This window comes from Thioalkalivibrio sp. ALE11, assembly GCF_000381205.1.
In the GTDB taxonomy this organism is placed as follows: Bacteria; Pseudomonadota; Gammaproteobacteria; order Ectothiorhodospirales; family Ectothiorhodospiraceae; genus Thioalkalivibrio.
The window spans coordinates 153698-168998 of record NZ_KB906167.1; the positions used below are offsets into that span (position 1 = coordinate 153698).

11 protein-coding genes are annotated in these 15301 nt (G+C 69.2%); 4 read left to right on the forward strand and 7 right to left on the reverse strand.

What is annotated here, in order from left to right; genetic code table 11:
- Window positions 1-56: 56 nt before the first annotated feature.
- On the reverse strand, window positions 57-1724 hold the full coding sequence (ettA, locus tag F620_RS0106310; RefSeq protein ID WP_018870499.1) for an energy-dependent translational throttle protein EttA: 1668 nt from the start codon (window positions 1722-1724) through the stop codon (window positions 57-59).
- 110 nt (window positions 1725-1834) lie between these two features.
- Between ettA and crcB (F620_RS0106315) the strand changes: the two genes are divergently transcribed.
- Entirely contained in the window at window positions 1835-2257 is a 423-nt protein-coding gene (gene crcB / locus F620_RS0106315) for a fluoride efflux transporter CrcB (RefSeq protein ID WP_026331335.1), read from the forward strand.
- Window positions 2254-2676 (forward strand): fluoride efflux transporter CrcB, encoded by a 423-nt coding sequence (gene crcB, locus F620_RS0106320; protein WP_019569884.1) that lies wholly within the window; start codon window positions 2254-2256, stop codon window positions 2674-2676. The genes crcB (F620_RS0106315) and crcB (F620_RS0106320) overlap by 4 nt, the downstream gene beginning before the upstream one ends.
- A 62-nt stretch (window positions 2677-2738) precedes the next feature.
- On the opposite strand, the gene F620_RS0106325 is transcribed toward crcB (F620_RS0106320), so the two are convergent.
- Complete coding sequence (locus F620_RS0106325; RefSeq protein ID WP_019569885.1) at window positions 2739-3683, reverse strand: isoaspartyl peptidase/L-asparaginase family protein; 945 nt, start codon at window positions 3681-3683, stop codon at window positions 2739-2741.
- A complete protein-coding gene (locus tag F620_RS0106330) occupies window positions 3680-5038 on the reverse strand; it encodes a sialidase family protein (protein WP_018870495.1) in 1359 nt (452 codons plus the stop codon). The genes F620_RS0106325 and F620_RS0106330 overlap by 4 nt, the downstream gene beginning before the upstream one ends.
- Before the next feature lie 143 nt (window positions 5039-5181).
- On the opposite strand from F620_RS0106330, the gene F620_RS0106335 reads away from it, so the two are divergent.
- A complete protein-coding gene (locus tag F620_RS0106335; RefSeq protein WP_019569886.1) occupies window positions 5182-6636 on the forward strand; it encodes an amidase in 1455 nt (484 codons plus the stop codon).
- On the opposite strand, the gene F620_RS0106340 is transcribed toward F620_RS0106335, so the two are convergent.
- From F620_RS0106340 to F620_RS0106350, 3 genes are all read right to left on the reverse strand, one after another.
- The gene (locus F620_RS0106340) at window positions 6585-9350 is read right to left on the reverse strand and encodes a cation-transporting P-type ATPase (protein WP_019569887.1); all 2766 of its coding nucleotides are present in this window, start codon (window positions 9348-9350) and stop codon (window positions 6585-6587) included. The two genes, F620_RS0106335 and F620_RS0106340, sit on opposite strands and share 52 nt — an antisense overlap.
- 87 nt (window positions 9351-9437) lie before the next feature.
- Complete coding sequence (gene bcsS, locus F620_RS0106345; protein ID WP_019569888.1) at window positions 9438-10166, reverse strand: cellulose biosynthesis protein BcsS; 729 nt, start codon at window positions 10164-10166, stop codon at window positions 9438-9440.
- Window positions 10127-12370, reverse strand: coding sequence for a glycosyltransferase (locus F620_RS0106350; RefSeq protein WP_019569889.1), 2244 nt, complete (start codon window positions 12368-12370; stop codon window positions 10127-10129). The genes bcsS and F620_RS0106350 overlap by 40 nt, the downstream gene beginning before the upstream one ends.
- 285 nt (window positions 12371-12655) lie before the next feature.
- Between F620_RS0106350 and F620_RS0106355 the strand changes: the two genes are divergently transcribed.
- Window positions 12656-13558 carry an alpha/beta fold hydrolase gene (locus tag F620_RS0106355; protein WP_019569890.1) on the forward strand — a complete coding sequence of 301 codons (903 nt, stop codon included), beginning with the start codon at window positions 12656-12658 and terminating at the stop codon, window positions 13556-13558.
- A gap of 27 nt (window positions 13559-13585) precedes the next feature.
- On the opposite strand, the gene F620_RS0106360 is transcribed toward F620_RS0106355, so the two are convergent.
- The gene (locus F620_RS0106360) at window positions 13586-15301 is read right to left on the reverse strand and encodes a complex I subunit 5 family protein (protein ID WP_026331336.1); all 1716 of its coding nucleotides are present in this window, start codon (window positions 15299-15301) and stop codon (window positions 13586-13588) included.

The window sequence follows — 15301 nt, forward strand, 5'->3', positions numbered from 1 at the left end:
GCTGAGCACAATGGAATGAAGGCCCGGCGGGGCCGGGCCTTCGGGGGACGGCAGGGTCAGTCCGCGAGGCGTTTGTACTTGACCCGGTGCGGCTGGTCGGCCTCCGGGCCGAGCCGCTTGTGGCGGTCTTCCTCGTACTCCTGGTAGTTGCCTTCGAAGAACACCACGTTGCCATCTTCCTCGAACGCGAGGATGTGCGTGGCGATACGGTCGAGGAACCAGCGATCGTGCGAGATCACGATCGCGGAGCCGGGGAAGTCCAGCAGGGCCTCTTCCAGTGCGCGCAGGGTCTCGACGTCGAGGTCGTTGGTCGGTTCGTCCAGCAACAGGAAGTTGCCGCCGCTTTGCAGCAGCTTGGCGAGGTGCACGCGGTTGCGCTCCCCGCCGGAGAGCTCCTTCATGCGCTTCTGCTGGTCCTGGCCCTTGAAGTTGAAGCGGCCGCAATAGGCGCGTGACGGCATTTCGAAGTTGCCGACCCGGATGACGTCCTGACCGCCGGAGATCTCTTCCCACACGGTCTTTTCGTCCTCCAGCGCATCGCGGTTCTGGTCCACGTAGGCCAGCTGGACGGTCTCGCCGACGTCGATCGTGCCTTCGTCCGGTTCTTCCTGTCCGGAGATCATGCGGAACAGGGTGGTCTTGCCCACGCCGTTCGGGCCGATCACGCCGATCAGCGCACCGCGCGGCACGTTGAACGACAGGCCCTGGTAGAGCACGCGATCGCCGTAGTGCTTGGACAGGTTGTCCACCTCCAGCACCTTGTCGCCCAGACGCGGACCCGGCGGGATGTAGATCTCCTTGGTCTCGGAACGCTTCTGGTAGTCGCTGGAGGCGATCTCCTCGAAGCGCTTCAGGCGGGCCTTGCTCTTGGCGCCGCGGCCCTTGGGATTGGAACGCACCCACTCGAGCTCGGCTTCCATCGCCTTCTGCCGCGCGGCCTCGGCCTTTTCTTCCTGCTTCAGGCGCTTTTCCTTCTGCTCCAGCCACTGCGAGTAGTTGCCCTGGAACGGGATGCCCTGGCCACGGTCGAGCTCGAGGATCCAGCCGGCGACGTTGTCGAGGAAGTAGCGGTCATGGGTGACTGCGACGACGGTGCCCTGGAACTCCTGCAAAAAGCGCTCCAGCCACGCCACGGACTCGGCATCCAGGTGGTTGGTCGGCTCGTCGAGGATCAGCATGTCCGGGCTGGACAGCAGCAGCCGGCACAGCGCCACGCGGCGGCGCTCGCCGCCGGAGAGGTTGTTCACGTCGGCGTCCCACGGCGGCAGGCGCAGGGCGTCGGCCGCGACCTCCAGCTTGCGGTCCAGGTTGTGACCGTCGGCGGCCTCGATCTTCGCTTCCAGTTCGGCCTGCTTCGCGGCCAGGGCGTCGAAGTCGGCATCCGGCTCGGCATAGGCCGCGTACACCTGATCCAGTTCGGTCAGGGCCTCCTTTACCGAGGCAACCCCGTCTTCCACGTTGCCGCGCACGTCCTTTTCCGGATCGAGGTGCGGTTCCTGCGGCAGGTAGCCGATCTCGATGCCCGGCTGCGGCCGCGCCTCGCCGACGATCTCCGTGTCCACGCCGGCCATGATGCGCAGCAGGGTGGACTTGCCGGCCCCGTTATAGCCCAGTACGCCGATCTTGGCGCCGGGGAAGAAGTTCAGGTTGATGTCCTTGAGGATGTACTTCTTCGGCGGGACGATCTTGCCCACGCCGTTCATCGTGTAGATGTACTGCGCCATGATGCTCCTGCGAAGCGTTTGTCGGGGTAATCAGGGCGTGCACTTTACCATTCCGGCCGGCGGGAAGCTTGGTGGTCTGCCTGCGGGCGGGGCGGTGGCTCGACAGCGCGATGACCGGAGCCGAAAATGACCCGATGATCACGTGGTGGCAGGGCCTGTTGCTGGTGGGGGCGGGGGGTGCACTGGGCGGGCTGGCGCGCTTCTGGCTCGTGCAGTGGATCGACAACCGTACCGGCGGCGGTCGGTTCCCCTGGGGGACGCTGGCGGTGAACGTCTCCGGTGCGCTGCTGATCGGCCTGGCGCTGGGCCGGGTGTCCGGGCCGGCGCTGACCTCCTGGCTCTGGTTGTTGCTGGTGGTGGGCGTGCTCGGCAGCTTCACCACGGTATCGTCGTTCAGCCTGCAGGTGGTGGGCGTGGCGGAGCGTGACGGCCTGCGCCCGGCGGTGCTCTACATCCTGCTGACGCTGGCCGGCGGGCTGACGCTGGTTTCCCTGGGCTACGGTCTGGCTCGTGCGGCGGGCGGGGCGGCATGACGGGGTATGACGTCCGGCTGTCCGCGTTCGTCGCGCTGGGGGCCGCGCTGGGCAGCATGGCGCGGTACGGCCTGTCGTGGACCGGGCTGCACCTGGTGGGCACCGGGTTTCCCTGGGATACGCTCGCGGTCAACATCGCCGGGTCCTGGCTGATCGGGCTGTATGCGGTGATCAGTGCGCCGGAGGGCTGTCACCCGGCCGATCCGGTGACCCGGCAGTTCGTGCTGGCCGGGTTCTGCGGCGGGTTCACCACGTTCTCGGTGTTCAGTCTGGAAAGCCTGTGGCTGATGCAGTCGGGCGATCCGTGGCGTGCCGCGCTTTACGTGGCCGTGTCGCTGGTGCTGTGGATCGCGGGGGTCTGGCTGGGCAGCCGCATGGGGCGGCACTGGAACGCGGCCGCGGAACGGCGGGAACGCTGAGCCCCGGTGGGTGAGGCCCGTTCGGCGGGCAACCCCGTTCCGGGGCTCGCGGCGTGGCCCGGTCAACGGGCAGGCGGGAGGGGCGGGGGCTCGACGCCGGTACGGGTCGGCCCTCCGTGTTCGATCCAGCCGTGGAGCATGCGCGGGGTGGTGGTGCCGGCCGCGCAGCGCCCGGCATGGTCGATCGCGATGGCCCCGCCGTAGCCGCCGATCCGTTCGTGCAGGTGCTGCAGGCTTGTGCTCAGGGCCTCGCGGGCGTCCAGACCGAGGTGGCGGATGCGGTCGGCCAGGTCCCTGGCGAAGACGCTGCGCAGGAAATCCTCGCCGTGCCCGGTGGCGGAGATGGCGGCGGTGGCATCGTCCGCGTACAAGCCCGCGCCGGGGATGGGCGAGTCGCCGACCCGGCCCGAGCGCTGGCCGGTCATCCCGCCGGTGGAGGTGGCCGCGGCCAGATGGCCGTGGCGATCGCGCGCGACCGCGCCGATGGTTCCGGGCGCGGGCTCGTCATGATCCAGCGTGACCTGGCCCTGGCGCAGGGCACGCTCCAGCTGTTCCCGCCGCTGCGGGGTGATCAGGGACTCCTCGTCCACCTGCGGCATCCCGATCTCGCGGGCGAAGGCGGCGGCGCCGTCCGCGACCAGCAGCACGTGTTCCCCGTCTTCAAGGATCGCCCGCGCCAGGCGGACCGGGTTGGCGATGCCCCGGACCGCCGCGACGGCCCCCGCAGCGAGAGCCGCGCCATCCATGATTGCGGCGTCCAGTTCCACCGTGGCGTCGCGGGTCAGGGCGGCGCCGGTGCCGGCGTTGAACAGGGGGTCGTCCTCGAGCCGCGCCGCGCAGTACTCCACGGTATCCAGGGCGCGTTCTCCCCGCGCCAGGCGCTCGCGGCCGGCCTCCAGGATCGCGTGCAGCGCGGCGTGATACGCCTCGGCGGCCGCCGCGTCCTGCACTTCGCGCAGCGCCCCCGCGCCGCCGTGGATCATCAGTGAGTAGGCCCCGGATGTCATTGTTCCTCCTCGATCTGGCCGCGAATCAGCAGGATGTCGCTGTGCTGGCCGGGCATGAAGCGGCTCCGGGCCACCGCGATCTCGCCGTAGCGGTTGACCGCCAGACGTCGTTTCAGCTGCCCCTGCAGCCCGCCGCTGTAGGGCGTGTCCAGCGTGCCGGGGACCGGTTCGACGGGACCGAAGGCCGCGGATTCCCGTGGCGCGTGGGTGAATGCCAGGCCCCGGGGGCGATCCGTCGGATGGGGGTAGCGCTGCCACACCAGATACAGGCGGTGGTCGTCCTGCGCCAGTGTGGGAAAGCTGCCGGGCCAGTCGTCGGCGTCCAGGCGGGACGGTGGCGCGAACTCCAGCGTGTCGGCCTCCGCCCGGCTGACATGCAGCCGGCGATGGTGGGGCTGGCGATAATCCTCCAGGTCGTTGGCCGGGATCGCCCCGAAGGCCAGGTGAACCACGCCGTCCGTGTCCACTACCAGCGACGGCGCGTCGGCATGGCCGGGGTGTTCCAGCGCGGTGGCCGGTGCGGAAAAGCCTTCGTCCGCATCGTCCGAGAAGGCGATGCGGATGTCCGCCTGCGGGCGGTCGCCCTTTGCCCAGGCCAGCAGCATGCGACCGGACGGCGCCTGCGCGAGCGCCGGGGCGCGTGCCGGCGCGTCGCCATCCGGGTTCACGGTGACCGGATCGGTGAACGCGTCGCCCGCGTCCGTGGAGCGGGCGACGCGCAGCGGCCCACGGTACTCGGTCCAGGCGGCGATCACCTCGTCGTCGGCCCCGAGCAGCAGGTCCAGGCTGCCGTTGTCCCAGCGGTGCGCGGTGATGCGGCCCTTGCCGGCCCCGTCACGCGAGCGGGAAAGATTCCTGTGGTCCTCGAAGCTGCGACCGCCATCGTGCGATCGGGCGTACAGGATCTCGCCGCCGTGGTCGCCTCCTGTGAACAGGATCTCCTGCCACAGCAGATGCACGGTAAAGCCGTCGGGGTCCTCCGGATCCGGCTCGATCGCGACCCGCGGCAGCCAGGAGAAGGTGTCCGGCTCCCCGCCGATGCGCGTGGGACGGTCGAAGATCGCATGGCCCTCGCGGTCATAACGCTGCAGGAACAGGGCCTGTTCCGCCTGGTCGGTCCAGACGACCACCACCTCGCCGTGGTCGTTGATGGCCACCGAGGCGTCATCGACATAACGGAAGTCCGAATCGTTCATGCGCCAGGGGCCACGCCAGGCCTCGCCGCGCGCGACCTCGACCGGTTCCTCCCAGACTACCGTCGCCGCGTTATCGTCTGCCGGTGCGGGCAGCCCCCACAGGGCCAGGGCCAGTACGCAAAGCGTTCCCGGGGTCTGTCGGTATCGGGCCTGCAGCATGTGACCTCCGGTGACCGTTGTTCCGGATCGACTCCCGTAAGACCACGTACGGCCGGGCCAGGATCCGTACCGATGGCCCGGTGGGCTGCCGGGGACAGCGGATACCCGTAACATCGCGGTCGGGTACGTGCCGGGAGCCGCGGATGGATTTCGAAGAGTATCGGCGAATGGATGCGATGGCCATGGCGGCGGCCGTCGCCGACGGGCAGACTACGGCGCGGGAGCTGCTGGAGTGCGCCCTGGCGCGCACGGATGCCGTGAACCCGGAACTCAATGCGGTGGTGGCCCGCCGCGATGCCAGGGCTCGCGAGGAGGCGGAGGCCGATCCGCCGGCCGGGCCGTTCGCCGGCGTTCCGTTCCTGGTGAAGGACCTGTTTCAGGAGCTGGCCGGCGAGGGCAGCGACCGGGGCTGTCGTGCGCTGCGGGATGCCGGCGCGAGTGCGGAGGTCGAAGCCGGGATCACCCGCCGCTGGCGGGCGGCGGGGCTGGTGGTGTTCGGCCGGACGAACACCCCGGAGTTCGGCGCCCGGTCGGTGACCGAGCCCGTGGTCCACGGCCCGGCCCGCAACCCTTGGGATCCGGCGCTGTCGCCGGGCGGCTCCAGCGGGGGCGCGGCCGCGGCCGTGGCGGCCGGCATCGTCCCCGTGGCCGGGGCCAACGATGGCGGCGGTTCGATCCGCATCCCCGCCTCGCATTGCGGTCTGTTCGGGTTCAAGCCGGGGCGGGGGCGTACGCCGGCGGGTCCGGCGTTTTCCGAATGGATGCACGGTGCCGCGGTGCATCATGTGATCTCCCGCAGCGTGCGCGACAGCGCGGCACTGCTGGATGCCGCGCTCGGGTCCGAACGCTCCGCGCCGGCGGTGGCGGCCGCACCCGGTTCCTTGCGGATCGGGTATGCGACCCGTTCGCCGATCGGGACGGAGGTGCATCCCGAATGCCGTGCGGCCGTGGAGGGGACGGCCCGCCTGCTGGAGGGGCTGGGTCACCATGTCGAGGAGGCGGAACCGGCGATTGACGGTCAGCAGCTGGCGCGCGACTGGCTGACCCTGTGGTTCGGCCAGGTGGCCGCGATGGTGGAGCGGGCGCGCCGGCGTACCGGCGCGGGTGCCGCGGGTTTCGAGCTCGAGACCCGGGTGATGGCGGCGCTGGGGCAGTCGCTGTCCGCGGCGGATTACGTTGCCGCGCATGAGCGCTGGAACCGTTACCGCCACGCGATGCACGACTTCCACCGGCAATACGACCTGTACCTGACGCCCACGGTCGCACGGCCGCCGCCCCGCATCGGGGAGACCGCACTGCCCGGGTGGCAGCGAACGGTCCTGGAGCTCGTGCTGCGGTCGAGGACGCTCCCGCTGCTGCGGGCCTCCGGGCTGATCGAGCGCCTGGTCCGTGACGAGCTGGGACGGGTCCCGTTCACCCAGCTGGCCAATCTGACCGGCGCCCCGGCGATGTCGGTGCCCCTGCACTGGACCCCGCACAACCTGCCCGTGGGCGTACAGTTCGTCGCACCGGTGACCGGCGAGGCCCGTCTGTTCAGTCTTGCCGGTCAGCTCGAGACCGCGTCTCCCTGGTTCGACCGCGTGCCGGCCTTGCCCTGACCGTGCGGGTCGAACCCGCGGCGGCGCAGGATGGTTTTCTCGATCTCGACCAGCACGAACAGGATTACGCCGAAGGCGAGGATGCGCAGCCATTCCTCGAGGCCGATGGCGGCGGTGCCGAACAGGAACTGCAGCGGCGGGGCGTAGGTGAACAGGCCCTGCAGCAGGATCAGCACGGCCACCGCGATCAGCACCGCGCGGCTGCCCAGCAGCCCGGCGCGGTTGAACACCGGCTCGAGGATGTAGCGGCTGTTGAACAGGAAGAACAGCTGCCCCATGACCAGGGTGTTGATCGCCACCGTGCGGGCGAAGTCGTCGGGGACACCCTGGTGCTCCAGCCACAGGAAGTGGCCGAAGGTACCGGCGACCAGCAGCACGGAGACGAAGGCCACCCGCCACAGCAGGAATCCGGACAGCAGAGGCGTACCCGGCGGTCGAGGCCGGCGCTGCATGACCCCCGGCTCGGTGGGCTCGAAGGCCAGCGCGAGGGCGAGGGTCACCGCGGTGACCATGTTGACCCAGAGCACCTGCACCGGGGTCAGGGGCAGGGTCAGTCCGAGCAGGATGGCGGCGACGATGGTGAAGGCCTGGCCGCCGTTGGTGGGCAGCAGGAACAGGATGGCCTTCTTCAGGTTGTCGTAGACCGTGCGGCCTTCCTCCACCGCGTTGGCGATGGAGGCGAAGTTGTCGTCCGCCAGCACCATCTCGGAGGCCTCGCGCGAGGCCTCGGTGCCCTTGATGCCCATGGCCACGCCGACATCGGCGCGCTTGAGCGCCGGGGCGTCATTCACGCCGTCGCCGGTCATCGCGACCACCTGGCCGTTGGCCTGGATGGCGGTGACCAGGCGCAGCTTGTGTTCCGGTGTGGCGCGCGAGAACACGTCCACGTCGCGCACCTGTCGGCGCAGTTCCTCGTCGGAGGCGGCCTCGATCTGTTGCCCGTCCATCGCGCCGCCACGGGCGCGGATGCCCAGCTCGGCGGCGATGGCCTTCGCCGTCACCGCGTGGTCGCCGGTGATCATCTTGACCCGGATGCCGGCGTCGCGGCACTTGCGCACCGCCTCGATCGCCTCGTCGCGGGGCGGATCGATGATGCCGAAGATCCCCACCAGGATCAGTCGCTGGTCTTCCAGATCCGAGTCCTGCAGTGCGGTCTGGCTGGCGTCAGTGGAACGGATCGCCACCGCCAGCAGGCGCTGCCCGCCGCGCGCGATGGCGTCGATCCGTTCGCGCCAGGCACGTTCGTCCAGCGGGCGTTCACCCTCCGGCCCCAGCTCCTTGCCGCACATGGTCAACAGCTTTTCCGGGGCCCCCTTGACGAAGATGCAGCCGTTGCCGTGATGGTCATGGTGCAGGCTGGCCATGTATTTGTAGGCGGAGTCGAAGGGGATGACGTCGGCACGCGGGTGTTCGGCGCGATGCGACGCCGGGTCCAGTCCGGCCTTGGCCGCCAGGGTCACCAGCGCGCCTTCGGTGGGCGCCCCCTCCATGAACCACTGGCCGTCGCGATGATGGAGTTCGGCATCGTTGCACAAAAGCCCCGCATGGATCGCCCGCGACAGCACCGCATCCTCCTGCGGGTCGATCTCGGCTTCGTCGCGCGAGAAACCGCCGTCCGGGGCATAGCCGGTGCCGGAGACCGAGGTCACGCTGGTGGTGGTCACGATGGTGCGCACCGTCATCTCGTTGCGCGTGAGGGTCCCGGTCTTGTCCGAGCAGATGGTGGTGACCGATCCCAGGGTCTCCACCGCGGGCAGGCGGCGGATGATGGCGTTGCGCATGGCCATGCGCTGCACGCCGATCGCCAGGGTGATGGTCATGATCGCCGGCAGGCCCTCGGGGATCGCGGCCACCGCCAGGCTGACCGCCGCGAGGAAGGTCTCCACCAGGGCGTAGTCCCGCACCCAGTAGCCGAAGGCGAAGGTCAGCGCCGCGAGGCCCACGATGCCGACCGACAGCCACCGCCCGAACTGCGCGATCTGGGCCAGCAGCGGGGTCGTCAGCTTTTCGACCTCGCCCAGCATGGTGGTGATGTGGCCGATCTCGGTGCGTTCGCCGGTGGCCACCACCACGCCACGGCCCTGCCCGTAGGCGACCATGGTTCCGGAGAAGGCCATGTTGCGGCGATCCCCGAGGTCCGACTTTTCCGGGCCGGGCTCGGTCTCCTTGTCCACCGGCAGGGACTCGCCGGTCAGCACGGCTTCGTCGACACGCAGGTTGTGCACGGAGAACAGGCGGAGGTCCGCCGGCACGCGGTCACCCGCGTTCAGCAGCACGATATCGCCCGGGACCAGCTCCTCGGCGGGGATGGTGCGCCGCTGGCCGTCGCGCAGTACCACCGCCTGAGGCGAGAGCATGTCGCGGATGGCATCCAGCGCCTTTTCCGCCTTGCCCTCCTGCACGAAGCCAATGATGGCGTTGATCAGGACCACCCCGAGGATCACCCAGGTGTCCAGCCAGTGATCCAGCAGCGCGGTACCCACCGCCGCCGCGATCAGGATATAGATCAGGACGTTGTGGAACTGGAGCAGGAAGCGCTTGAGCGGTCCGGCCTGCTCCGCTTCGGGCAGACGATTGGGGCCGTGTTGCTGCAGCCGCTCACCGGCCTGATCCTGCGACAGCCCGTGGTCCGTGTGGCTCTTCAGCTCATCCGCGACTTCCCGCGCTTCGCGGGCATGCCAGTTCGAGGGCGACTGCTCCGGCTGGTCTTCCAATGCACTTCCCCTGTATGGCCCGTATCTGACCCGGCTCTCATCCTGCCGCGACGCGGGCGGGATGTCACCCGTGCCGGGCCGGCCGGGTCAGCGGAAGTGACGCACCAGTTCAAGCCCGAAGTAACCCCCGGAATCGCCACCGTCGCGGATCTGCTTGTGTCCGGTCTTCACGACCATGTCGAGGCCGGGGCGGACCTCGCGCATCTGCAGGGCCAGTCCGCGATGGACGGCGTCGTAGTCGCGGTCCCCGTGGAACAGCACCTCCGGCCCGAGGTAGTAGCGGCTGTCGCCCAGCCGTCGCATCGCCCGGCCGCGGGTCCAGTAGGCACGGTCGGCCGGGGTGATGCTGACCCCGCCGGTGACGATCCAGCGCTCGTCGATGATGCGCCCGGCATCCATGTCCAGGACCGCGCGCAGCCGTCCGCCGACCACGTCGCTGTCTTCGGGCTCGGGATCCAGTCGGGTGTGGTACCAGGCCGCCCCGACATAGGTGCTGAGCCAGCCATCCTGTACCGGGAACTGGTAGCCCAGCGCGGCCGAGGCCCCGGTGGCCCGGCCTTTCACGGTGGTGTCGTTGTCGGGGTATTCGTACTGCGAATAGTCCACGCGATAGCGCTGCGCCCAGCCGTTGCCGAGCTCGCCGTCGTTGGGAATGATCGCCGCGGTATACGCATAGCCGCCGTCGAACAGGCCCTCCACGCCGGCCAGACCCAGCCAGTCGGCCCGTACGGGCAGGGCGAGCATGGCCAGCGGGAGGACCAGGGCAGCGGCCCCGGTCAGGCCGAGACGGCGCTGGTTTCGGCGGGTTGCGGGCATGGAGTGGCTTCCTTTTCGGTCTGGAGCTGATAGAGGTGAACCGGGCCGTCGGCGGTGGCCAGCAGGCGCGAAGGCCCGATGGTGGCCCGCAGTATGCCGGCTCCGGTCTGGTACGGGCGCGTATGGATCTCGATGGCACCGCCCGCGATCAGGGGGCGGTTGACCAGCAGGTACGGGTCGGCCCCCGGCGCGGGGTTCACGGTGACCACGCCGTAGAAGGCCTCCGTGTCGTACTGCACCGGGAACCGACAGGTACAGGCCGTCCAGTAATGCACCGCGGCCAGGTGGCGGGCGAACTCGGCCACCGGCGTTCGTGTTGCGTCGCGGCGCTCGGCCAGGCGCATCAGCGGGGTGCGGGCCTGCTCGCTGTAGCCCTGTACGTGCCACTGCAGGTCGTTGCCATGCAGGAAGGCTTCCAGGCGCTGGTGTGCCGTCTCGTCCGGTGCCTCGAAATGCAAGCCGTGGACCCGGCTGTAGTGTTCGCCGTCGGGGGCGGTCTCGGTGCGAGAGAACCGTACCCGTGCGGTCAGCGCCAGCGGGCCGCCCGGCAGGTGCAGGTTGACCTCGAGCGGGGTGTCCTCGTCGGTGCCGGGGGGCAGTGCCCCGTAGGCGCGGCAGCCGCCGGGTGACAGGTCGTCCACGGTCAGCAGACGCGGGGCCCGGTCCGGGGCGGAGACCGACATCGCCACCGGGATCGGAAAGCGGTAGTCGGCACGACGGAAACGCTCGTTGCGCGCGGTGTAGCGGAACAATGCCACGGCGATCAGGATCAGCACGCCGGCCCACAGCACGTTGGCGATCAGGGCGTCACCCGGCAGGTGCCCGTACGCCAGGTACAGCGCGATGCCGGTCGGGATCGCGAGCGCGTTGAAGGCCAGGATGAACCATTGTGCCCGCAGCGGCTGCGGGCGATCGTTCCCCGTATGCCGGCTCTTGGGCGTCACGCGGAAGGCAAGGTGCCGGCGGAACAGCCCGAGTGTCGCGCGGGCGAAGATCGCGAAGCGGGCGAAGTTGTACTGCTCGATGATGGTCGTGCGACCGTACCCGCGGGTCAGTTCCTCGAAGGCCCAGAAACTCAGCAGCATGTACGGGATGAACACCATCAGGAACTGCGTCACGGTCACGCTGATCGGCAGCACGCCGGTGACCAGAACGATCGCCGGGATGGTGTAGAAGATCAGGCGCTGCCAGCCGTCAAAATAGGTGAGCATGCTGGCGAAGTAGTTCATGCGCTGCGGCCAGGTCAGGCCCGGGTTGGTCAGCACCCGCTCCTGACGCCACACCTGCATGGCGCCCTGGCCCCAGCGCAGGCGCTGTTTGAGGAAGCCTTCCGGGTCGATGGCCGCGATGCCGAAGGCCAGCGGCTCCGCGTGATAGATCGAGCGGTAGCCCCGTTCGTGCAGCCGGATCGAGGTGTGCAGGTCCTCGGTGACCGTGCCGGTGGCAAAGCCGCCGATCTCGTCCAGGCAGCGACGGCGGGCGATGGCGCAGCTGCCACAGAAAAACGCTGCATTCCAGTAGTCCTTCCCGCGCAGGATGACGCGGAAAAACAGGGACTGCTCCGTCCACAGCTGCTTGCGGTCGGGGTCCAGGCGATGCTGGTACGAATCCAGATTGTAGAAGTCCTGCGGGGTCTGGACGAAGGCCACGTCCTCGTCGGTGAAGTACCCCAGGGTGTTGGTGAGGAAGTGACGGTGCGGTGCATGGTCGGCGTCGAAGATCGCGACGAAGTCGCCCTGCGCGTGGGCCAGGGCATTGTTCAGGTTGCCGGCCTTGGCATCTTCGCGGCTTTCGCGAGCGAGATAGCGACAGCCCAGGCGCTCCGCCAGGGTCTTCATCTCCGGTCGGTTGCCGTCGTCCAGCAGCCAGGTCTCGTGCGGGTAATCCATGTGCACGCAGGCCAGCAGGGTGCGCCGGACAACGGCCTCGGGCTCGTTGTAGGTCGGGACGAACACGTCCACCTTGAGCCCTTCCGGCGCGGGGGGTGGCGTTCGCACGGTCAGACGCCAGTTCATGATCACGTGCATGACCATGGTCAGCACACCGTAGATCTCGGCGCCGTAGACCAGCCAGGAGAAGGTCAGGGCTTCGGGGTTGAGCGTGGTGAAACGCCAGATCAGGTAGAAGGCGGCAACCGCCAGGTAGAAAAGAATCAGACCCCGCTGCGGGAAAGTCAGCGGTTCGAATTCGCGGGAACGCGGCATGACGTGCCTCAATGCTGTCGGAAGCGCGCGACTGTTGCCCGCGAACGCCCACCCTGGTTGTCCGCCCAACCGCGGTGGATGTCCAACAGCCCTGCATCCGCCCGCCGAGGTTACTGCAAATCCCCGCAGGGAACTCTGGATTCAAGTATCCGCGCTTTACCCCCGGGGTCAATACTTCGTGGCCAACATTGCACGGAATATTTGCATGGTTCACGCGGTCTTCCTGCAAAGGCCCTGCGCCCCGTGTTTCCCGACCATCCCGTTCGACCCATGGAGGCCGTACGCATGCGCAAGAATGTACCTTCGACCCTGACCGCACTGGCCGTTGCCATCGGTCTTTCCCTCCCGGCTGCCGCCGCCGAACGCGTGACCCTGGAACACGACGGCCTGAACCTGGTGGGGCATCTCGCCGAGGGCAGCGGCGCCGCGCCGGAGGACGGCGTGGTGCTGATGCTGCACGGCACCCTGGCCCACGGGCGCATGGAGGTGATGACCGCGGTGCAGGACCTGCTGGCCGAACAGCACGGACTCAACACCCTGTCGATCAATCTCAGCTTCGGCATCGACGAGCGCGAGGGGATGTTCGAATGTGACGCCCCGGTGACCCATGGTCCCGAGGCACACATGGACGAACTGGGGGCGTGGCAGGACTGGCTGGCCGGCCAGGGCTACGGACCGGTCACCCTGATGGGGCACTCCCGCGGCGGCAATCAGATCGCGCGTTATCTGACCGAGCGGGAACCGGAAAACATCGCCGGCCTGACCCTGCTGGCGCCGGCTACTTTCGACGCCGATGAAACCGCGGAGCAGTTCCTCGAGCAGACCGGCACCTCGCTGGACGAGGCCCTGGAAGCCGCGCGCGAAAAGGCCGGAGCGAACGGGGGCATGCTGGAGGATCACCGCTTCCTGCAGTGCGAGGCGCTGGAGGTCGCACCGCGGGCGTTCATCGGCTACTACGAGCCCGGCCCGCAGCACGACACGCCGAGCGTGATCGACGGCATCGCGATCGAGACCCAGGTGATCATCGGCGAGGAAGACGACGTGGTGCCGGATCTGCCCGAACGCATGGCGGCGCTGGAGGATGATGGTCAAATCCGCGTGGATACCGTGCCCGGGGCCGGGCACTTCTTCCGCGACTTCTTCGCCGACGACGCGGCGGACTTGATCGGGGAATTCGTCCGCCGCTGATGCGTTCGCCATCCCGGGTGGTTCGGGTCAGGGCGTGAACGCCATGGCCGCGTACAGGCCCAGTAACGACAGGCCGAACAGAAACACCAGACGTCCCCAGCGGGTCATGCGTCGTTCGGCCCATTCCAGCTCGTGCCGGGTGATCCTTTGCGCCCGGCGCAACCGGGCCCGCAGGCGCGGGTGCAGGCGGATCTCGCGCAGGGGACTGACCCGGGCATGCAGGCCCTGCGCTGCATGGATCAGCGCATTCGCCAGGATCGCCACGTCCCCTTCCGGGACGTGACGGGCCATCCATTCGCGCAGAACCACGATCCCCAGTGCGCTCAGGACCAGCCCCGCCAGGATGGGCCACAACAGGGAAACAGCCGCGAGCCCGGGGAGCGGTACCGCGGGCGAGGCCAGGGCCGTCAGTGCGGCCACTGCGGGCAGGATCAGGGACATCGCCGCAAGCAGCGCCCAGGGCAGCCAGCGCCCCGTTGGCAGCGGGCGTGTCGTCAGCGCCAGATCCTGGCGCAGGCGCCACAGGAAACGCAGCACCAGCAGGGTAGTCCCGATGGCCGCCAGGGTCAGCAGGGTGTAGACCAGCCCCGTGCCGTTTGCGGCCAGCGGCGCTTTCAGCAGGTCCTTGGCCAGTGCCCCGCTGGTGAACGGCAGCCCGGCCAGGGAGAAGCCCGGCAGGGCGATCAGGCCGAGCACCGCGTAGCGGTACCGCCTCGAGCGGGGGAGCTGTCCGGCGACATCCACCGCGAGGAACAGCGAACCCTTGGCCAGGCCGTGGTGCAGGGCGTACATCGCCACCGCGAACAGCAGCGGTTCGCGCACCGCCGGAAGTAGCAGCGCGAGCCCGACCCCGGTGGTCATCAGGCCCATCTGGCTGATGGAGGAGTAGGCCAGGATGGTCTTGGGGCGCGCCTGGAAGACCCCTGCCAGTGCCCCCAGAAAGGCCGCCGCCAGCCCCAGCCCGATCAGCACCTCGCCGAGCACCGCGTGGCCGGCGGCGTCCAGCGGTAGCAGGCGCAGCCAGCCCAGCAGCCCGGCCTTGATCATGGCGCCCGACAGCACCGCGCTGGCGGGGATCGGTGCGGCCGGGTGGGCCAGCGGCAGCCAGAAGTGCACCCCGAGCATGCCGGCCTTGATGCCCAGGCCCAGCACCAGCAGCACCATCGCCGCGCCCTCGGGTCGTGCCGCGGCGATGGCCGCCAGTGCGGTCTCGCCATCCGCCTGATGGATGGCCAGCATCAGACCGGCGAACAGCGCGATCTCGCCCAGCACCGACAGGACCAGATACAGCCGTGCGGCCATCCACGCCTCGGTGCTGCGCTTGTGCACCACCAGACCCCAGGCCGACAGGCTCATCAGCGAGAAGAACAGGTAGAACGACGCGGCGTCCTGCGCGAGGATCAGGCCCAGGTTGCCCGCCATCGACAGCAGGAAGAACACGAAGAAGCGCTGCCGCGCGGGATCCTCGCCGCGTTCGTGCAGCGCGTGCAGTCCGGCCGCCAGCCACAGCCCGGCAGTCAGCGCGAGGAAAACCCGGCCGATCGGGTCCAGCCCGAGCTCCACCCCGGTCAGCAGCCACGGTAGCGAGGCCTGCTTGCCCTCCGGGCCCAGCGCGGCCAGCAGCAGGGCGGGCAGCGCGGCCCAGGGCACCCAACGCAGCGGCGCACGTCCCGGCCGCAGCGACAGCGCCGCGGCCAGCAGCAGCGGGAGCAGCGGCACCCCGAGCTGGATGAATGCACTCAG